Source organism: Massilia orientalis (assembly GCF_030411975.2).
Lineage (GTDB): Bacteria > Pseudomonadota > Gammaproteobacteria > Burkholderiales > Burkholderiaceae_D > Telluria > Telluria orientalis.
In genome coordinates this window covers 44,300-63,024 of the sequence record NZ_JASNRB020000006.1, presented here as the reverse complement: position 1 = coordinate 63,024, position 18,725 = coordinate 44,300, and the positions used below count along the sequence as shown (strand labels likewise).

Below are 18,725 nucleotides of genomic sequence, written 5' to 3'. Positions count from 1 at the left end.
CTATATCGACGCAACCCTTCAATTACCTTTCAGCGGCATAATGGCGGGTTTTCGCCGTCCTTGACGAGGTTTTCGTGTTTTCTCCCGTATCGCTCGACGTCAGCGCCGCCATCAAGACCCTCGTGCTCACCTTGGACCTGCTGGGCACGTTCGTGTTCGCCCTGAGCGGCGCCGTGGCCGGCGTGCGCCGCCGGCTCGACCTGTTCGGCGTGCTGGTGCTGTCGTTCGTCGCCGCCAACTCGGGCGGCATCGTGCGCGACGTCCTCATCGGCGCGACGCCGCCGTCCGCGATCCGCGACTGGCGCTACCTGGCCGTGTCGCTGCTCGCGGGCGTGCTGATCTTCTTCTGGTATCCGCGCATCAAGCGCCTGCAGAGCCCCGTGCTGATCTTCGACGCCGCCGGCCTCGCCCTGTTCTGCGTGGCCGGCGCCCAGAAAGCCCTCGTGTTCGGGCTGGACCCCGTGATGGCCGCGCTGCTCGGCATGCTGACGGGCGTCGGCGGCGGCGTCGCGCGCGACGTGCTGCTGTCCGAGATCCCGGCCGTGCTGCGCTCGGACATCTACGCCGTCGCCGCCCTGGCCGGCGCGGCCGTAATGGTGACGGGCGACGCGCTGGGCGTGCCGGGCACCGTGAGCGCCTGCGCCGGCGCCGCGCTGTGCTTCGGCCTGCGCCTGGCGGCCATCAAGCTGGACTGGCACCTGCCCGTCGCGCATGCGTCGCTGAAGGCGGCGGAGGATGCGGCGAAGGCGGAGGGGCGGAACGAGCGGTAGGAACGGCTTCGGGAGTCTGGGGCGACAGTACTGCCGACTCGCGCTGGTCCAGCGAGTCGGACGATACTCCCATCGAATCGTAAATTTCAGCTGACTTTTTTCGGACGGATTGTTGCGTCATGCGGTAAGGATCGCTGCTTGCAATCTCAGCAATTTTGCAAATACACTAGTTGTCCGACAACTTTCCGCCCGATCATGATAACCGACTTCAAGAAGCGACTTGCCGTTCTCGGATTTGCCGCGCTTGCCGGCTGCGCAACGCAACCGGCAGCCGTTCCCCCTGCCCTGGCCGACGCGCTTGCCCGCCAGGGCGTCGGTCCCGTGGACAACTTCAATTACGTGGATGAGCATGGCAAGCCGATGACCGAGCGCGACTTCGTGGCGCAGGTCAGGCAGTCACGCCAGTTTGCGGTCACCAGGGCACACGACGACCGCGAGCGGGACGTGACCTTGCGCTTGCGTCCGGTTGGCTACGATGCCGGTCAGACGGGCAACGCGCTGCCGTCGGCATCGCTGAATCCGGCCGAGCTGCCTGCCATGATCGATTTCAAGACGTGCCCGAGGCCGGCCTATCCGCCGGACGAGGTGCGGGCGAAGCACATGGGCCTGGTCAAGCTGAACTTCCTGATCGGCGCCGATGGGGCCATCCGGAAGGCGGAGATCGGCACGTCGTCGGGCTACCCCGCACTCGACCAGGCCGCGCTGGCCGCCCTCTCCCGCTGCAGCTTCACGCCGGGCACGTCGGCCGGCGCGCCGGTGGAAAAGGTGTCCATCGTGCAGTACAAGTGGAGCATCGAATGACGCCGGGTCAGCCCACGCGCCGGTAGTGCATGGCGACCGCGCCGTTGCGCAGCGGCGTCGCGGAGAGCAGTTCGAGCCGGCGCGTGGCCGGCAGTCCGCTGTCGTACAGCGTCGGACCGTGCCCGGCGATCCTGGGATGGACGAGGAACCGGTATTCGTCGATCAGGTCCAGCCGTTCCAGCGCGGCGGCGAGCTTGCCGCTGCCGAGGAGCACGCCGTTCGGGGTCGCGTCCTTGAGCTGCTGCACGCTCGAACGCAGGTCGGCCGTGACATGGTGGCTGTTCGTCCAGCGGAAGTCGGACCGGGTCGAGGACACCACGTACTTCGGTTTGACCTCCAGCTTGTCCGCCCATGCGCGCAGCGCCGGCGGCGCGTCGACGGCGCCGCGCGCGACCGCCGGCCAGTAGGCCTCCATCATTTCGTAAGTGACGCGGCCCCACAGCATCGCCCCGGCCTCGTCCATGAGGTCGGTGAAAAAGGCATGCGTCTCGTCGTCGGCGATGCCTTCCCGGTGGTCGACGCAGCCGTCGAGGGTCAGGTTGATACTGAAGGTCAAAAGTCCCATCGTGTCTCCGTTCGCTTGGTCGCTCTAACAATACCTTTCGACGTACCGCCATCAGCGACGAACGCGATAGCGGATGTGCGTGGCATCCTGTGTGTCGATTACCCGGACGATCTCCAGCTCGATCCGTGAAGGCAACACCTCGAACAGCCGCCGGCCGCCACCGAAGAGCACTGGTATCTGATGGATCTGCAGCTCGTCCAGCACACCAGCCTCAAGTGCCCGTCGTGCCGTGTACGCGCCGAGCACCAGCACGTTCAGGTTGCCGGCGGCGGCCTTCGCCCGAGCCATCGCGTTCTCGATGCCGTCCCGCACATACGTCACCAACGGATAGTTTGCGACGGATGGGCCGGCCGGCCGGTGGCTGGGTACGAAGATAGGGACACCGTGATTGTCACCGCCCCAGTGATCGATTTGCTCCACGGTCCGCCGACCCGCCAATATCGAACCAGGCGTATTCCACTCGTCCCACAATTCTCCGACGGCCCCGGACGGCCGGGAAAAGTCCCCATACCACTCATGCAGCCGATCGAAGGCATCGCCGCCAGGATTGCCGACTTCGTCGTTCGGACCGGCAATATATCCATCGAGCGACATTGACATGAATAGTACCGATGAGGCCATGTGAATCTCCTGCGCTCATTAGAAATGGTGTTGTCTCTGAACGACGTACGAGGAGCGGCAGGATCGACATGATTGCTTCAGATTTTTTTACGACGTGCATGCGACGAGCGCCGGCCGCCCCCGAGCGGACACTCTGCGATATCCAACTCAAGAACGCTTCGCGTCATCGCCGCCACGCCGAAGTTCAGCTTGTAATTGCGACACGATATTGTTGTAGCGTGGTTTCTTGGGTTCGAGCTGAATGCTGCTCTGAAAATCATCATAGGTGATCCAGAATTCGCCATCAGCTACAGCGACCTCTGCTATGCATTCATCGAATGTGATAACCGCTTTCGACAGGGACATTGCGCCCAAGCGTCGTTTCCACTTCTCGACATGAGCTGGAAACTCACCCCATGTTGACGACGGCTCAAGAACAAGTGCTAGTCCACCGCTAGCCATTTTGAGGGTGTCGAACTGGTCCATAACTGTTTCCAATGCTGTTGCTTCTTGAAGTCTGACGGTCCGCTTCTGGCCGATTGCGGAAGACCGTAAAGGGCCAGGCACGGCGAATGTTGCTTCAACTGAAATATTGGGTTTGCCAGGAGGACTAGGTAGGATTGATGCTGTTCAGTCCCAGGTAACGCCCTTCCTGGTCGACGTGCGCCGGGTCTACATCCATCTCGCTGTCCGGCACTGCAGTCAGTTTGTTGAGGATGATGAATTCCATCGTTGCGTAACCATGCGACAACGTCACGTCATTGCCGACTGGGTACTGCGCGAAGCGGTAGACTTTTACGGTCATCGATATCTCCAGTTCGGGCTTCACTTAGGTTGCGCTTCTTTCGGGTAAAGAACCACCTGAAAACAGGCAGAAATTTCGTTCTTACACAACCTGGACCAAAGTGGACTGTCGCCTCCGCTCTGTTCGCCAGCGAGATGCTCGCAGTATCGATATCGCCGCGGCGGATCGGTTCCAAATTTCAGCCAGAGGGCCAACGTTAAGCCAAAGCGCATATGACAGATAATATCTTCATCATAGGTCTTTAAGTCAGTATTCTCTAGGCGGCATTGCGGACGTCCGCTCCTGGCCGAACCCGGCCGTTCGTAACGGCTCAGCGCACGGCCCGTATTGCTCTCCCGGCAAGTCCGTTTTTTGGTCGACGTACTTAGTCTCCCGGCCCGTCGCAGGGCAGCTTGTCCATGTCCGCCAGCGTCCACTGGTCGCGCCACCGCACGACCGGCTTGCCGCCTTCCCACTCGATGGGCAGCCACACGTAGCGCCCGTCGATCGCATCCTCCTTGCGCCAGACGTCCAGCATCAGGATATGCCGCGTGCAGCCGTTGCGCTGCAGTGTCAGCGCATAGGTCGACTGGCCGCCGAACGTGATCTTCTGCTGCTCCGGCGTGCCGCGCACCGGGTTGCCCAGCGCCCGCCACGGGCCCGATATCGCGTCCGCGACGTACGACTTGGCCGCGTTCGGCGCCCAGCCCGTCAGGCCCGACGTCACGAGGTAGTACTTGCCGCCATGCTTGAAGACGGCAGGCGCCTCGTCGTCGCCGTTCTGCTTCACGCGCGCATACTGCCCCGCCGAACGCAGGTAGTCGTCCGTCAGGCGCGATGCGTGCATCGTATGGTTTTCCTCCGACGCGTAGAACTGCCAGGCCTTGCCGTCGTCGTCCACGAACAGGGTCATGTCGCGCGCCATCTGCCCGCCCGCGTGGTCGCGCGCGAGGAAGGACGTGGCGGGGTCCTTGTCTTCGGGCTTGACGTCGACCGGCCACGCGCCCGCGTCCGGCCGGAACGAGCCCTGGTAAACGTACGGCCCCGTCACCTTGTCGGCGACGGCCACGCCCGAGCGCGCCGCGTCGTAGCGCTTGCCCTTCAGCTCCAGGTGGAACCACATCACGAACTTCCCTGTCTGCGGATTGCGGATCACCTTCGGCCGCTCGATGATCGCGCCCTTGACGATGTCGCTGGCCGGGTCGTTGCTGACCGCGAGCGCGATGCCTTCGTCCTTCCAGTCGGTCAGGTTGCGCGAGCTGTACACGTGCACGCCGACCTGGGCAACGTTGCCCGCCGTGCCGGACACCTTGTGCTCGCCGAACCAGTAATACACGCCGTCATGCTGCAGGATGCCGCCGCCGTGCGCGTTGATGTGCACGCCCTTGTCATCCGGCCACAGCGCGCCGGGCCGGAACACGCCGTCCGCCTGTGCCGCCGTCGCCGTCGCCGCGCCCAGCAGCGCTGCTGCCGCCAGGAAGAGCTTCATCTTGTGCTTCATACGTTCGTCTCCATGAGTGGACGTGCAATGTTATCGATATCCCCACCTTTTGTCGCGGACTTTTTATTACACTGGCCGCCGCGATCAATGAAAGGAAGACAATGAGACCGGTGCTTGCCCTGCTTGCGGTATTCAGTGCGACGTCCTGCTTCGCCCAGCCGGCACCGGCGCAAGAGCAGCTGGCGTTCTGGATGGACGCCGGCGACCACGGTATCGTACAGTGCACGCTCGCGACGATGCCGGCCGGGGGCGACATCCGGCAATTCCTGCACTTGACCCTCGGCGTGGGCGTCGACCCCAGAAAGCTCGAACTGGTCGGCAAGGTCAGGCTGCGCGAGGACGACCCGCCGGCCCGCCCCCACCTGCTGGAAATCGGCGCGGGCGCGCAAACGGCACTCAGCGTCGCGCTACACCCGGACAAGGCTGACCGTGCGTCCGCGCAGATCCCCGCCCCGGCCATGATGGACGTGTTGCGGACGTTCCTGCGCCAGCGGACGCTGTGGATGCGCGTCGACGGCGCCGCCGCGCGGACGGTCGCCGTCGCCGGCAAGGAGGCGGACCTGGCGTCCTGCGTCGCCACCCTCGAGCGCGACCTCGCCGACGAACGCGCCGCCCGCGCCCGCGGCGATGTCAGCGACGCCTTCCCGAGCCTGCAGAGCTATTAGGCACCGATTGCATCCGGCAGCGGATATCTGCTACCATGTGATCGATAACAAATATGGGAGACCTCATGCGCCAATTTTTCGCCGCCGTGTGGCTGTGCGCCGCGACCGTGCACGCCGCCGCCGCGGACATGATCGAACGCGTCGCCTCGCCCGACGGCCACATCGTGCTCGAACTGGCACAGAAGCTGGACGCGGCCGGCAAGCGCGCCCTGTCCTACAACGTGCGCTACGACGGCGAGACCGTCATCCGCGACTCGCTGCTGGAACTGCGCCTCGACAACCACCTGTCCGAGAACGCGATGGCCCTGCCCGTCGACCATCACGCGCGCTGGTTCGAGAACCTGCGCGTGACGGGCGTGCACCGCGCGCGCCACGACAGCACGTGGACGCCCGTCACGGGCGAGCGCACGCACATCCGCGACCATTACGAAGCCCTCACGGTCGACCTGGTCAAGGACGACAACCCGACCTATAAACTGTCCGTCGAAGTGCGCGCTTACGACGCCGGCGTGGCACTGCGCTTCGCGTTCCCCGAGAACGAAAAAGGCACGTACTACCGCATCATCGGCGAAGACACGGAATTCGCCCTGCCCGCCGGCACGCGGGCGTGGTTCCACGGCTGGGCCCAGGGTCCGTACCAGCTGATGCCCCTGTCGAACTGGCCGGACCAGGCCGAGCGCCCGCTCACGCTGCAGCTGCCGAACGGCCTGTCCGTCGCCCTGCTCGAAGGCCAGATGGTCGATTACGCGCGCACCAAGTTCAAGCTGAGCCCCGACAAGCCGGACACCATCGTGACGGCCATGCACGACCCGGCCGACCTGGTCTCGCCGTTCGCCACGCCCTGGCGCGGCATCATGATCGCGCGCCGTCCCGGCCAGCTGATCGAGAACAACGACTTCATCCTGAACCTGAACGCCCCGTCGCGCATCGCCGACACGTCGTGGATCAAGCCGGGCAAGATCATGCGCGTGATGTCGCTGACGACGAAGGACGCGAAGGCCAACATCGACTTCGCCGCGCGCCACAAGCTGCAATACGTCCTGTTCGACTTCAAGTGGTACGGCAACGCGTTCTCGTTCGACGCGGACGCGACGAAGGTGGCGATTCCCGACTTCGACCTCCCGGGCATCATCGCCTACGCGAAAAGCAAGGGCATCGGCGTGTGGCTGTACGTGAACCAGCAGGGCCTGATGGCGCAGGGCGACACGCTGTTCCAGACCTACCGCGACTGGGGCGTCGCAGGTGTGAAATTCGGCTTCGTGCAGGTCGGTTCGCACCGCTGGACGACGTGGCTCGAGAAGACGATCCAGCAGGCGGCCGCCGCCAACATCATGGTCAACATCCACGATGACTGGCGCCCCACCGGCGAGCAGCGCACCTGGCCCAACCTCCTGACGGCGGAAGGCATCCGCGGCAACGAGGAAATGCCGGACGCCACGCACAACACGGTGTTGCCGTTCGTGCGCTACCTCGCCGGCGCGGCCGACTACACGATCTGCTACTACGACCCGCGCATCCGCACGACGCATGCGCACCAGCTGGCGCTGGCGGTCGTCTATTACAGCCCGCTGCAGACGCTGTACTGGTACGACACGCCGGACCGCTCGCACGACGAGCCGGAACTGGCGTTCTGGGACCGCATCCCGACCACGTGGGACGAGACGCGCGTGCTGGACGGCGCGCCGGGCCGCGACGTGACGATCGCGCGGCGCAAGGGCGACGAGTGGTTCGTCGGCAGCATCACGAACAACGACGCGCGCCGCATCCCGCTGCGCTTCGACTTCCTCCCGAAAGGCAAGCGCTACGAAGCGACGATCTACGCGGACGACCCGGCCGCGCCGACGCGCACGAAAGTCGGCATCCACACGCGCACGGTGGACGCGGCCACCGTGCTGCAGCTCGACCTGCCCGCTTCCGGCGGCCAGGCGCTGTGGCTGCGCCCTCTCTAGGCCTCGTACCAGCGGTCCTTCGCCAGCAGGATCTCGTGATGCCCCCGCCCCGCGGCGATCATCGGAAAGCAGTTCTCGGCCTGCTCGACGCGCACGTCGAGCAGGTACGGCCCCTCCGCATCCATGCACGCCGCCACCGCGCCATCGAGTTGGGCGGGATCCTCGACGCGGCGCGCCTGCCAGCCGAAGGCGCGCGCCAGCGCCACGAAGTCCGGCAGCGCTTCCGAATAACTGTGGCTGTAGCGCCCTTCGTAATGCAGCTCCTGCCACTGCCGCACCATGCCCATGCAGCCGTTGTTCGACAGGACCAGCTTCACGGGACACCGGTGCTGCACCGCCGTCGCCAGTTCCTGGATGTTCATCAGCACGGACGCGTCACCCGAGATGCACACGACGAGGTCCTCCGGATGCGCGACCTGGGCGCCGATCGCCGCCGGCAGGCCATAGCCCATCGTGCCCGCGCCGCCCGACGTGAGCCAGCGCCGCGGACGCTCGAACCCGAGATACTGCGCGGCCCACATCTGGTGCTGGCCCACGTCGGTCGACACGATCGCGCCGCGCCGCGCAACGTGATCCGCCAGCGTGCGCATCAGCCGTTGCGGCAGGATGCCCGCGCTGGACGCCGGCACGTCGAGGCAGCGCGCGGCGCGCCATGACGCGATCCTGTCCCACCACGCCGCGACGGGCGCGGGATCGACAGCGTCCAGCATCCCGAGCAGTCCATCGAGAATGGCGGCGCAATCGCCCGCCAGGCCGACGTCCGTGCGCACGACCTTGCCGATCGACGCGGGATCGACGTCGACGTGGACGATGCGCGCGTCCGGACAGAAATGCGCCAGCTTGCCCGTGACGCGGTCGTCGAAGCGCGCGCCCACGCATACGACGAGATCCGCCTCGTGCATCGCGAGGTTCGCTTCCAGCGTGCCGTGCATGCCCAGCATGCCGAGCCAGCGCGGGTCCGACGCGGGAAACGCGCCCAGCCCCATCAACGTCAGCGTGCACGGCGCATCCTTCCAGCGCACGAGCCGGCCGAATGCGGCGCAGGCGGCGTCGCCCGCGTTGACCAGGCCGCCGCCGCCGTAGAACACGGGCCGGCGCGCGTGCCGGATCAGGTGCGCGGCCTGCTCGAGCGCGGCTTGCGGCACGCTTGAAGGGACAGCGTCGGCGGACGAACCGGACCGCGCCGCCGCCACATGGCTCGCCTGGATATCCTTCGGCACGTCGACCAGCACGGGCCCCGGCCGGCCGCCCAGCGCCGTCGCGACGGCGGTGCGGATCGTGGCCGCGACGGCCGCGGCGTCGCGCACCTGCGTATTCCATTTCGTGACCGTGCGCGTGATGCCGAGCGCGTCGCACTCCTGGAATGCGTTGGTGCCGATCGCACCGGTCGCGACCTGGCCGCTGACGCACAGCACGGGAATCGAATCGCTCAGCGCGTCGAGCAGGCCGGACGTCGTGTTCGCGACACCGGGGCCGGACGTCACGAACACGACGCCGAGCCGGCCGGTCGACCGCGCATACCCCTGCGCCGCGTGGACGGCCGCCTGTTCGTGGCGGACGAGGATGTGGCGGATGCGCCGGTCGAGGGCGAGCGCATCGTACAGCGGCAGGACCGCGCCGCCGGGATAGCCGAACACGGTGTCGACGCCGCAGTCCACCAGCGTGTCGACCAGCACGCGCGCGGCGGTCAAGGGAGGAAGTGTTTTCATCCCTGAATTTTATCGACCTTATCGCCGAAAGTGCTTCACGGTTTTCGCTATAATCTGGCAATTTCCTGAAAGATTTTCACCCATCATGGACGATCAGAGAAAAATTTACGATGCAGCCGATCTGCAGATCCTGGCTATCCTCCTGAAGGACTCGCGCACGCCGCTGCAGGAGATCAGCGGCGCCGTGAACCTGTCGACGACGTCGTGCTGGAACCGCATCAAGCGGATGACGGACAGCGGCCTGCTGGAGGCGTACACGGTGAAAGTCGACCTGGCGAGCCTCGGCTACCACGACACCGTGATCGTCCAGGTGACGCTCGACAGCCACAGCGAGGAGACGCTGTACAAATTCGGCCAGGCGCTCGAATCGATCCCGGAAGTGCTGGAAGCCGCGCTGATCTCCGGCGACTACGACTACTTCATCCGCATCGCCGTGAAGGACACGCGCGACTACGAACGGCTGCTGCGCGAGCGCATCTACAACATCCCGGGCATCCGCCACAGCAAGTCCAGCTTCGTGCTGCGCACGCTGAAGAAGGTCGATACGCCCCTCACCTGAGGGGCCGGCGCCACACTTTCGGGCAGCTTTCACCGTTAACCGAGTTGCGTCTTATGTCTTATAGAAGACTTGAGATACAATATCGGCAGTACCGGGCCAGCAACCGCTGTCCTGCTTTTCAAAACGACTGAAAGAGCTTCCCATGTTAGCCGCATACCGCACCCATGTCGCCGAACGCGCCGCCCTCGGCGTGCCCCCGCTGCCCCTGTCCGCAGCCCAGACCACGGACCTGGTCGAACTCCTGAAGAATCCGCCGGCTGGCGAAGAAGACTTCCTGGTCGACCTGGTCACGAACCGCGTCCCGGCGGGCGTGGACGACGCGGCCAAGGTCAAGGCCGCGTTCCTGAACAAGATCGCCCGCGGCGAAGACACCAGCCCGCTGATCTCGCGCGAACTTGCGACGCGCCTGCTGGGCACGATGCTCGGCGGCTTCAACATCAAGCCGATGATCGACCTGCTGGACGACGCCGTCGTCGGCAAGGTCGCCGCCGAGGGCCTGAAAAAGACCCTGCTGATGTTCGACTACTTCCACGACGTCAAGGAACTGGCCGACCAGGGCAGCGCCAACGCCAAGGAAGTGATCCAGTCATGGGCCGACGCCGAATGGTTCACGTCGCGTCCGGCCGTCCCGGAAAGCATGACCCTCACCGTCTTCAAGGTGTCCGGCGAGACCAACACCGACGACCTGTCGCCCGCCCCGGACGCGACCACCCGTCCCGACATCCCGCTGCACGCGCTGGCCATGCTGAAGAACCCGCGTCCGGGCATCAACCCGGAAGAGCCGGGCAAGATCGGCCCGATCAAGCAGATCGAGGCACTGAAGGCCAAGGGCCACCTGGTCGCCTACGTCGGCGACGTGGTCGGCACGGGCTCCTCGCGTAAATCCGCCACCAACTCGGTGCTGTGGTTCACCGGCGAAGACATCCCGTTCATCCCGAACAAGCGCTTCGGCGGCGTGTGCCTCGGCACCAAGATCGCCCCGATCTTCTACAACACGATGGAAGACGCCGGCGCCCTGCCGATCGAAGTCGACGTGTCGAACATGGAAATGGGCGACGTCATCGAACTGCGTCCGTACGACGGCAAGGCCCTGAAGAACGGCGAAACGATCGCCGAGTTCAAGGTCAAGTCCGACGTGCTGTTCGACGAAGTGCGCGCCGGCGGCCGTATTCCGCTGATCATCGGCCGCGGCCTGACCTCCAAGGCCCGTGAAGCGCTGGGCCTCGCCCCGTCGACGCTGTTCCGCCTGCCGCAGAATCCGGCCGACTCGGGCCGCGGCTTCTCGCTGGCGCAGAAGATGGTCGGCCGCGCGTGCGGCCTGCCGGAAGGCCAGGGCATCCGCCCGGGCACATACTGCGAACCGAAGATGACCACCGTCGGCTCCCAGGACACCACCGGCCCGATGACCCGCGACGAGCTGAAGGACCTGGCCTGCCTGGGCTTCTCGGCCGACCTCGTGATGCAGTCGTTCTGCCACACGGCCGCGTATCCGAAGCTGGTCGACGTCAAGATGCACAAGGAACTGCCGACCTTCATCGAGAACCGCGGCGGCGTGGCGCTGCGTCCGGGCGACGGCGTGATCCACTCGTGGCTGAACCGCCTGCTGCTGCCGGACACCGTCGGCACCGGCGGCGACTCGCACACCCGCTTCCCGATCGGTATCTCCTTCCCGGCCGGCTCGGGCCTGGTCGCCTTCGCCGCCGCCACCGGCGTCATGCCGCTGGACATGCCGGAATCGGTGCTGGTCCGCTTCAAGGGCGAGATGAAGCCGGGCGTCACCCTGCGTGACCTCGTCAACGCGATCCCGCTGTACGCGATCCAGCAAGGCCTGCTGACCGTCGACAAGAAGGGCAAGAAGAACATCTTCTCCGGCCGCATCCTGGAAATCGAAGGCCTGCCGAACCTGAAGGTCGAACAGGCGTTCGAACTGTCCGACGCGTCGGCCGAGCGCTCCGCCGCCGGCTGCACGGTTCACCTGGACAAGGCACCGATCATCGAGTACATGAACTCGAACATCACGCTGATGAAGTGGATGATCGCGAACGGCTACCTGGACCGCCGCACGCTGGAACGCCGCATCAAGGCGATGGAAGCCTGGCTCGCGAAGCCGGACCTGCTGGCACCGGACGCGGATGCCGAGTACGCCGCCGTCATCGAGATCGACCTGGCCGACATCCATGAACCGATCGTCGCCTGCCCGAACGATCCGGACGACGTCAAGACGCTGTCCGACGTCGCCGGCGACAAGATCGACGACGTGTTCGTCGGCTCGTGCATGACCAACATCGGCCACTTCCGCGCCGCTTCGAAACTCCTGGAAGGCAAGACCGACATCCCGGTCCGCCTGTGGGTCGCCCCGCCGACCAAGATGGACCAGCAGGTGCTGACGGCCGAAGGCCACTACGGCACGCTGGGCCGCACCGGCGCGCGCATGGAAATGCCGGGCTGCTCGCTGTGCATGGGTAACCAGGCGCAGATCCGCAAGGGTGCGACCGTGATGTCGACGTCGACGCGTAACTTCCCGAACCGCCTCGGCATCGACACCCGCGTGTACCTGGGTTCGGCCGAACTGGCCGCGGTCTGCTCCACGCTGGGCAAGATCCCGACCCGCGAAGAGTACATGGCGCACACCGGCGTGCTCACCGAGAACGCCGACCAGATCTACCGCTACATGAACTTCGACCAGATCAGCGAGTTCCGCGACGTGGCGGATACCGTCGCCGTCTGAGGCGCGGGTTGACACAAAAGAAAGGCTCCCGACGGGAGCCTTTTTTCTTGGGCGGCGTGTATGATATTTACAGGCTGTGCTTTCCCACGGGGAGGGACGACGATGGCCTTGAACTCGATCCGCAAGCTGCGGCGCGGCCTGGTGCTGTTCGCGCTGATCCTGCCATTGCTCTACATCCTGTCGGCCGGGACCGCGATCGTCATGGACCGCCGCTCCACGCTGGCGCAGGCCGGATCGGACATGCGCAACATCGCCGCAACGCTCGACGAACATGCCCTGCGTACCTTCGGCGAAGCGGACACCCGCCTGCGCTGGGCGCTCGACGAGATCGACCGGCGCGGCCTCGTGCTCGCCCCGGCCGACGAGCGCGACCTCCACGACATCCTGGCCGCCGCGATGGACGGGGCGCCGCAGGCCGCCAGCCTGAACCTGATCGGTGCGGACGGCTGGCTGCGCGCCAGCAGCACCACGTATCCGCTGCAGCCCATCGACAGCCGCGACCGCGAATACTACATCTACCTATCCTCGCACCCTGCCCGCGGCATGCATGTCGCCCGCTCGATCCGCTCCCGCACGAGCGGCAAATGGACGATCCCCGTCGCGCGCCGGGTCGACCATCCGGACGGCACGCTGAAGATGATCGGCGGCTTCGGCGTCGACATGGCCTATTTCGACCGCTTTTACCGGACGCTGCGGCTGGGCGACAGCAGCCGCCTCATGCTGCTGCGGCGCGACGGCTGGGTGATCATGGAGACACCGCTCGGGGCCGACGTCATGGACCGCAACGTGGCCACGACGGGCCTGTTCCACAGACTGGCCGAGGCACCGTCCGGCGTGTACGAAACGGAACGCAGCATGATCGACGGCCGGCCGCGCCTGATCGGCTATGCGAGCCTGCCCGAAGCGGATATCGTCGCCGTGGCGAGCGTCGCCCTCGCCGAGGTGCTGCGCCCGTGGGTCGTGCGCAGTTGTGAAGTGGCCGCCATCGGCGCCGTGTCCACCCTGTTGCTGCTGGGATTGCTGCGCTTCCTGTGGCTGCGCCTGGCCGACCTCGAGGAAACACAACACAACCTCACCCGCCGCAACGCCCAGTTGGACGCGGCGCATCGCCGGTTCCAGGAACTGGTCGACGGCATCGACGGCGTCGTCTGGGAGGCGGAACTGCCGGCGTTCCACTTCACCTACGTCAGCGGCAACGCCGAAGCCATCTCGGGCTACAAGGCCGGCGAGTGGATCCGCGACCCCGCGTTCTGGCGCGACCGCCTCTGCACGACGCCGGACGGGAAGACCGTCGAGCCCGTGCTGGACATGGACGGGCCGGGCCTGCTCAAGCCGGTCGAGCATCACCTCATGACGCCGGACGGCAGGGAGATCTGGCTGCTCAGCAACGTCATGCTGGCCGGGTCGGGGACGGGACACCTGCAGGTGCGCGGCGTCACGGTCGACGTCACGCGCCAGAAACAGTCGGAGCTGCAACTATTCCAGGCGGTCCACGTCGACCCGCTGACCCGGCTGCCGAACCGGCGTGCCTTCGTCGACCACGTCAACCACGCGCTGGCGCTGGCGGAGCGCAACGGGACGATGGTCGCGCTCGTCCTGATCGACCTCGACAACTTCAAGACGCTCAACGACACGCTCGGCCACGGGCGCGGCGACCAGGTGCTCGTGCGGATCGGCGAGCGGCTGCGCGACTGCATCGGCCCGACCGATGTTCTGGCGCGGATGGGCGGCGACGAATTCGCCATCGCCGTCGAGGGCGGCCACCGGCTGGCGCTGCGGGCGGAGCACCTCGCCGAACGCATCCACGCGGCCTGCGCCGACAAGGTCGCGTTCGACGACCGCGAGCTGTATCTCACCCTCAGCATGGGCATCGCGCTGTATCCCCAGGACGGGCTGGATTGCCAGGCCCTCGTGCGCAGCGCCGATACCGCGCTGTACCGCGCCAAGGCCTCCGGCCGCAACGGCTGGCAGTTCTTCGACAGCTCGATGGCGCGCCAGGTCGAGCACCGGATGGACCTGGAAACGGGCCTGCGCCATGCGATCGAAGGCGGCGAGTTCCAGCTGTTCTACCAGCCGCAGCGCTCGCTGGCGGACGGCCGCATCGTCGGTGCCGAAGCCCTCGTGCGCTGGGACCGCCCCGGCCGGGGCATGGTGCCCACGCAGGAGTTCATCAACGTCGCCGAGGAAAGCGGCTTCATCGTCGCGCTCGGCAACTGGGTGCTGCGCGCGGCCTGCTGCCAGGCGGTCGACTGGGGCCGGACCGGCCTGCCGCTGCGCATCGCCGTCAACGTGTCCGTCGTTCAGCTGCGCCAGGCCGATTTCGTCGACCAGGTGCGGTCTGCGCTGGTCCTGTCCGGCCTGCCGCCGCACCGGCTGGAACTGGAGATCACGGAAGGCGCGTTCGTCGCCGACACCCTCGACGCGATCGGTAAGCTGCACCTGATCAAGACCATGGGCGTGGAACTGGCGGTCGACGATTTCGGCACGGGCTACTCGTCGCTGTCCTACTTGAAGCAGCTGCCCGTCGACCGCCTCAAGGTCGACCAGAGCTTCGTGCGCGACCTGCCCCGGAACGCGGGCGACCGCGCGATCGTGCGCGCGATCATGGCGATGGCCGCCAACCTGAACCTGCAAGTCATCGCCGAAGGCGTCGAGTCGGAAGAGCAGCTCGAGTTCCTGCGCGCCGAGGGCTGCCACGAGATCCAGGGCTTCGTCGTGTCGCCGCCCCTCAGCGCGGCCAGCTTCGCCGAACGGTTCCTCGCCATCGACCATGTCTGAGGTCGGGTCCTGTACCATACGTCCTTCCGCCACTTCCCTCTGCCTTCGCCCTTGGACAGCATCCCTCTTTTCGGCTGGCGCCGCGACCTGCCCCGCTGGCGTCATCTCGTCACGCCCTCATGGGTGACGACGCTCGCAGGCGGTAGAGCCCGGGTGTTCGAAGCGGGATGCGACGCACAGGATACCTACGCGGCCGGCCATATCCCCGGCGCCGGCTACCTCGACACGACGTGGTTCGAACACGGACCGCTGTGGAACAAGGTCCCCGACGCGGCACTCCAGCGGGTACTGCTCGCCCACGGCATCCGCCACGATGTCACCGTCATCCTGTACGGCCGCAACGTCCTCGCGGCGGCGCGCGTCGCGCACCTGCTGCTGTACGCGGGCGTCGAGGACGTCCGCCTGCTCGACGGCGGGTTCGCGGCCTGGCAGCGGGCCGGCCTGCCGCTCGAATCCGGGCCGCCGCGTCCCGGTCCCGCGGCGGACGATTTCGGCGCGCCCTTCCCCGCGCGGCCGGACTACCTGTTCGACATGGACCAGGTGCGCGGCCTGCTGCGGCATGGACAGGGCACGCTGGCCAGCATACGCACGTGGAACGAATACATCGGCCGGACGTCCGGCTACAGCTACATCGAAGCGCGCGGGGACATCCCCGGCGCGCTGTGGGGCCGCGTCGGCGAGGACGGCGACGTGAACAGCATGGCCGCGTTCCACCACGCCGACGGGCGCATGAAACCCGCGGCGGACATCGTGCGCATGTGGGCGGCGAGCGGCATCCATGCGGGCCGGCCGACGGTGTTTTATTGCGGCACCGGCTGGCGCGCGTCGCTGGCGTTCTTCTACGCGTGGCTGATGGGCTGGGAGCGCATTGGCGTCTATGACGGCGGCTGGTGCGAATGGAGCCGCGACGAGGCTAACCCGGTCGTGTGCCGGGCGGAGCGGGAGGCCATCGATGTGCGGCGCCATTGTCGATGACCGGAAAATCGCATACACTCCGCAAAGTTATCGATAACTAATTCACGCACATGACCGAGACACTCTCCCGCCGCCTGCTCGCCATCGACGAAGGCCGCCAACAGCTGTCGCTCGTCGACACCGCCACCGACACCTTCCACTGGACGCTGGACCTGTCCCCCTACCCGCTCGCGCGCGACCTGCAGCGGATCGACGCGGCCCGCGCGCTGGTCGGCTTCGACCGCGGTTTCTTCGAGCTGGACATCGAATCGGGCCGCGTACTGCACGCGTGCGCGCGCTGGACCGACGTCACGGCCGTGCACCGCCGGCCCGACGGCCACACGCTCGTGACGGGCTGGAACCTGGACGGCACGGGTGGCGTCAACGTGCTGACGCTGGACCGCGACTGGAGCGTCGTCGCCAGCGCGCGCCGCGACGGCGACTACGTCCGCCTGATGCGCCCGACGCCAGACGGCACGTACCTGCTGTGCACCAACGACCACATCCTCGAAACGGCGCCGGACCTGACGGAGCGGCGCCGCTTCGCGGTGCCGGAGTTCGAGCATGCGTGGAAGGCCGAACGGAACGCGGACGGCACCACCCTCGTGTCGGGCGGCTATGGCGCCGTGATGGTGCTGTTCGACGCGGCCGGGAACGTGCAGCAGCGCTGCGGCGCCGCGGCCGACCTGCCCGCGGAGGTGGCGCCGTTCTTCTACGCGAGCTTCCAGCAGCTGGACAACGGCCGGCTGCTCGTCGCGAACTGGCAGGGACACGGTCCGGACAACGGGCACAAGGGACGGCAGTTGCTGGAGTTCGACGCGCAGCGCCGGCTGGCCGGCACGTGGTCGGCCCCCGGGCGGATCTCGTCGCTGCAGGGTATCCTGGTGCTCGACTAACCTTCCAGCGGCTCGGCCTGCGTGGCGGACGATGCGCCGCGCGCGCCGACCCGTTTCACGAGCAGCTGGTCGATGCGGTAGTGGTCCACGTCGAGCACCTCGAACCGCATGCCCTCGTATTCGACGCTGTCCGTCGGCTTGGGCACCTTGCGCAGCATGTACATCATGAATCCGGCCGCCGTTTCGTAGTGCTCTTCCTCGGGCAGCGCGTCCAGCTCCAGCACCCGCTTCATGTCCGCCACCGGCGTGCTGCCGTCGATCAGCCAGGAACCGTCCTCGCGCTGCAAGGCCTGCTGGTCGGCCTCCAGCGGCGCGCCCCATTTGCCCATGACGGTCACCATGATGTCGCTGAGCGTGACGACGCCGACGACGAGCGCGTACTCGTTGATCACGACGGCGAACGTCTCCTTGGTGGCGCGGAAGCGGTCGAGCAGTTCGGACAGCGTCAGCGAATCGGGAATGATCAGGACCTTGCGGATGCTCGATTCGTTCAGCTGGAACCGGGACTGCCGGTTGAACAGCTGCACGAGGATGTCGCGCGTGTCCACGTAGCCGATCACGCGGTCGATCACGCCGTCGCACACCGGGAATTTCGACAGCGCGTGGGTGGCGATCTTCTGGCGGATGCTGTCCTCGGCTTCGTTCAGCGTGAAGAACACGACGTTTTCCCGCGTCGTCATCGTCGACGTGACGGCGCGCGATTCCAGTTCGAACACGTTCTCGATGAAGTGCTGCTCCTGCTTCTGCAGCACGCCGGCCTGCGCGCCCGCTTCCACGACGGCCGAGATCTCGTCGAACGTGATGCGGTCCTCGCGCGTCGTGTCGACGCCGAATACGCGGAACAGCATGTTCGCCACCTTGTTCAGCGCCCAGGACAGCGGCTTGAACACGCGGATGACGACCATGACCGGCCGCACGACGGCCATCGCCGTGCTCTCCGGCGCGATCATCGCGAGGCGCTTGGGCATCAGGTCGGCGAACAGCACGAACAGCGTCGTGACGAACACGAACGACAGCGCGAACGCGACATTGTCGCGGCCCGGCCCGTCGTAGAAGAGCGTCAGCCATTCCAGGAAAAACGGCCGCAGCGCGCCCTCCCCGAGGATACCGCCCAGGATGGCGATCGCATTCAGGCCGATCTGCGACGCGGCGAAGAAGTCGGCCGACTGCGCCTGCAGCGCGATCACCTTGTGCGCGCGCTCGTCGCCCGCCTCGGCCAGCAGTTTCAGCTTGATCTTGCGTGCGCCCGCCAGCGCGATTTCGCTCAGGGACAGGAAGCCGGCGGCCAGCACGAGGACGGCCAGCAAGGCCAGATGTTCGAACAGATTCATGGGACACCCGGAATAATGATGTCACTTTAACATATGCCCCAACCCTGCCGAAATTGATATACCGGATGACACATTTAATAATTGTCGAACGCTCCGGCGCTTTGCATAATCTGCTATTACGTCCACATCTCACAC

General features: G+C 66.2%; 16 protein-coding genes. 9 read left to right on the top strand and 7 right to left on the bottom strand.

Going from position 1 to position 18,725, the window contains the following annotated elements; translation table 11 throughout:
• The first annotated feature begins 74 nt into the window (after positions 1-74).
• Both QPK29_RS10840 and QPK29_RS10835 read left to right on the top strand, forming a co-directional pair.
• Entirely contained in the window at positions 75-770 is a 696-nt protein-coding gene (locus QPK29_RS10840) for a trimeric intracellular cation channel family protein (RefSeq protein WP_371768256.1), read from the top strand.
• 195 nt (positions 771-965) lie between these two features.
• On the top strand, positions 966-1,571 hold the full coding sequence (locus QPK29_RS10835) for a TonB family protein (RefSeq protein ID WP_371768255.1): 606 nt from the start codon (positions 966-968) through the stop codon (positions 1,569-1,571).
• A gap of 7 nt (positions 1,572-1,578) precedes the next feature.
• Here QPK29_RS10835 and QPK29_RS10830 read toward each other — a convergent pair whose 3' ends face one another.
• From QPK29_RS10830 to QPK29_RS10810, 5 genes are all read right to left on the bottom strand, one after another.
• A complete protein-coding gene (locus QPK29_RS10830) occupies positions 1,579-2,136 on the bottom strand; it encodes a dihydrofolate reductase family protein (protein ID WP_371768254.1) in 558 nt (185 codons plus the stop codon).
• A gap of 51 nt (positions 2,137-2,187) precedes the next feature.
• A complete protein-coding gene (locus tag QPK29_RS10825) occupies positions 2,188-2,757 on the bottom strand; it encodes a dihydrofolate reductase family protein (protein ID WP_371763794.1) in 570 nt (189 codons plus the stop codon).
• A 147-nt stretch (positions 2,758-2,904) separates the two neighbouring features.
• Positions 2,905-3,222: a hypothetical protein gene (locus QPK29_RS10820; RefSeq protein ID WP_371768253.1), complete on the bottom strand. Its 318-nt coding sequence runs from the start codon at positions 3,220-3,222 to the stop codon at positions 2,905-2,907.
• 124 nt (positions 3,223-3,346) lie between these two features.
• Positions 3,347-3,541: a hypothetical protein gene (locus QPK29_RS10815; protein WP_371763338.1), complete on the bottom strand. Its 195-nt coding sequence runs from the start codon at positions 3,539-3,541 to the stop codon at positions 3,347-3,349.
• Between the two features lie 364 nt (positions 3,542-3,905).
• Positions 3,906-5,021 (bottom strand): glycoside hydrolase family 43 protein, encoded by a 1,116-nt coding sequence (locus tag QPK29_RS10810; protein WP_371768252.1) that lies wholly within the window; start codon positions 5,019-5,021, stop codon positions 3,906-3,908.
• Between the two features lie 101 nt (positions 5,022-5,122).
• Between QPK29_RS10810 and QPK29_RS10805 the strand changes: the two genes are divergently transcribed.
• Both QPK29_RS10805 and QPK29_RS10800 read left to right on the top strand, forming a co-directional pair.
• Entirely contained in the window at positions 5,123-5,686 is a 564-nt protein-coding gene (locus QPK29_RS10805; protein ID WP_371768251.1) for a hypothetical protein, read from the top strand.
• Between the two features lie 65 nt (positions 5,687-5,751).
• Complete coding sequence (locus QPK29_RS10800) at positions 5,752-7,635, top strand: glycoside hydrolase family 97 protein (protein WP_371768250.1); 1,884 nt, start codon at positions 5,752-5,754, stop codon at positions 7,633-7,635.
• Here QPK29_RS10800 and ilvB read toward each other — a convergent pair.
• Complete coding sequence (ilvB, locus tag QPK29_RS10795) at positions 7,632-9,344, bottom strand: biosynthetic-type acetolactate synthase large subunit (RefSeq protein WP_371768249.1); 1,713 nt, start codon at positions 9,342-9,344, stop codon at positions 7,632-7,634. The two genes, QPK29_RS10800 and ilvB, sit on opposite strands and share 4 nt — an antisense overlap.
• An 85-nt stretch (positions 9,345-9,429) precedes the next feature.
• Between ilvB and QPK29_RS10790 the strand changes: the two genes are divergently transcribed.
• The 5 genes from QPK29_RS10790 to QPK29_RS10770 all read left to right on the top strand — a co-directional run bounded on the left by QPK29_RS10790 (position 9,430) and on the right by QPK29_RS10770 (position 17,259).
• Complete coding sequence (locus tag QPK29_RS10790) at positions 9,430-9,903, top strand: Lrp/AsnC family transcriptional regulator (RefSeq protein WP_056135907.1); 474 nt, start codon at positions 9,430-9,432, stop codon at positions 9,901-9,903.
• Between the two features lie 142 nt (positions 9,904-10,045).
• Positions 10,046-12,631 (top strand): bifunctional aconitate hydratase 2/2-methylisocitrate dehydratase, encoded by a 2,586-nt coding sequence (acnB, locus tag QPK29_RS10785; RefSeq protein WP_371768248.1) that lies wholly within the window; start codon positions 10,046-10,048, stop codon positions 12,629-12,631.
• 102 nt (positions 12,632-12,733) lie between these two features.
• The gene (locus QPK29_RS10780) at positions 12,734-15,409 is read left to right on the top strand and encodes a bifunctional diguanylate cyclase/phosphodiesterase (RefSeq protein WP_371768247.1); all 2,676 of its coding nucleotides are present in this window, start codon (positions 12,734-12,736) and stop codon (positions 15,407-15,409) included.
• A 51-nt stretch (positions 15,410-15,460) separates the two neighbouring features.
• Positions 15,461-16,384, top strand: a complete 924-nt coding sequence (locus QPK29_RS10775) for a sulfurtransferase (RefSeq protein ID WP_371768246.1) — start codon at positions 15,461-15,463, stop codon at positions 16,382-16,384.
• A 50-nt stretch (positions 16,385-16,434) separates the two neighbouring features.
• Positions 16,435-17,259: a hypothetical protein gene (locus QPK29_RS10770; RefSeq protein ID WP_371768245.1), complete on the top strand. Its 825-nt coding sequence runs from the start codon at positions 16,435-16,437 to the stop codon at positions 17,257-17,259.
• On the opposite strand, the gene QPK29_RS10765 is transcribed toward QPK29_RS10770, so the two are convergent.
• Entirely contained in the window at positions 17,256-18,590 is a 1,335-nt protein-coding gene (locus tag QPK29_RS10765; protein ID WP_371768244.1) for a hemolysin family protein, read from the bottom strand. The two genes, QPK29_RS10770 and QPK29_RS10765, sit on opposite strands and share 4 nt — an antisense overlap.
• Between the last annotated feature and the right edge of the window lie 135 nt (positions 18,591-18,725).

What these genes read in the sequence shown, in the direction of transcription:
- QPK29_RS10815 (WP_371763338.1), bottom strand. Translation starts at nt 3,541, where the DNA reads ATGACCGTAAAAGTCTACCGCTTCGCGCAGTACCCAGTCGGCAATGAC.
- ilvB (WP_371768249.1), bottom strand. Translation starts at nt 9,344, where the DNA reads ATGAAAACACTTCCTCCCTTGACCGCCGCGCGCGTGCTGGTCGACACG.
- QPK29_RS10830 (WP_371768254.1), bottom strand. Translation starts at nt 2,136, where the DNA reads ATGGGACTTTTGACCTTCAGTATCAACCTGACCCTCGACGGCTGCGTC.
- QPK29_RS10825 (WP_371763794.1), bottom strand. Translation starts at nt 2,757, where the DNA reads ATGGCCTCATCGGTACTATTCATGTCAATGTCGCTCGATGGATATATT.
- QPK29_RS10790 (WP_056135907.1), top strand. Translation starts at nt 9,430, where the DNA reads ATGGACGATCAGAGAAAAATTTACGATGCAGCCGATCTGCAGATCCTG.
- acnB (WP_371768248.1), top strand. Translation starts at nt 10,046, where the DNA reads ATGTTAGCCGCATACCGCACCCATGTCGCCGAACGCGCCGCCCTCGGC.
- QPK29_RS10805 (WP_371768251.1), top strand. Translation starts at nt 5,123, where the DNA reads ATGAGACCGGTGCTTGCCCTGCTTGCGGTATTCAGTGCGACGTCCTGC.
- QPK29_RS10770 (WP_371768245.1), top strand. Translation starts at nt 16,435, where the DNA reads ATGACCGAGACACTCTCCCGCCGCCTGCTCGCCATCGACGAAGGCCGC.
- QPK29_RS10765 (WP_371768244.1), bottom strand. Translation starts at nt 18,590, where the DNA reads ATGAATCTGTTCGAACATCTGGCCTTGCTGGCCGTCCTCGTGCTGGCC.
- QPK29_RS10820 (WP_371768253.1), bottom strand. Translation starts at nt 3,222, where the DNA reads ATGGACCAGTTCGACACCCTCAAAATGGCTAGCGGTGGACTAGCACTT.
- QPK29_RS10835 (WP_371768255.1), top strand. Translation starts at nt 966, where the DNA reads ATGATAACCGACTTCAAGAAGCGACTTGCCGTTCTCGGATTTGCCGCG.
- QPK29_RS10800 (WP_371768250.1), top strand. Translation starts at nt 5,752, where the DNA reads ATGCGCCAATTTTTCGCCGCCGTGTGGCTGTGCGCCGCGACCGTGCAC.
- QPK29_RS10780 (WP_371768247.1), top strand. Translation starts at nt 12,734, where the DNA reads ATGGCCTTGAACTCGATCCGCAAGCTGCGGCGCGGCCTGGTGCTGTTC.
- QPK29_RS10810 (WP_371768252.1), bottom strand. Translation starts at nt 5,021, where the DNA reads ATGAAGCACAAGATGAAGCTCTTCCTGGCGGCAGCAGCGCTGCTGGGC.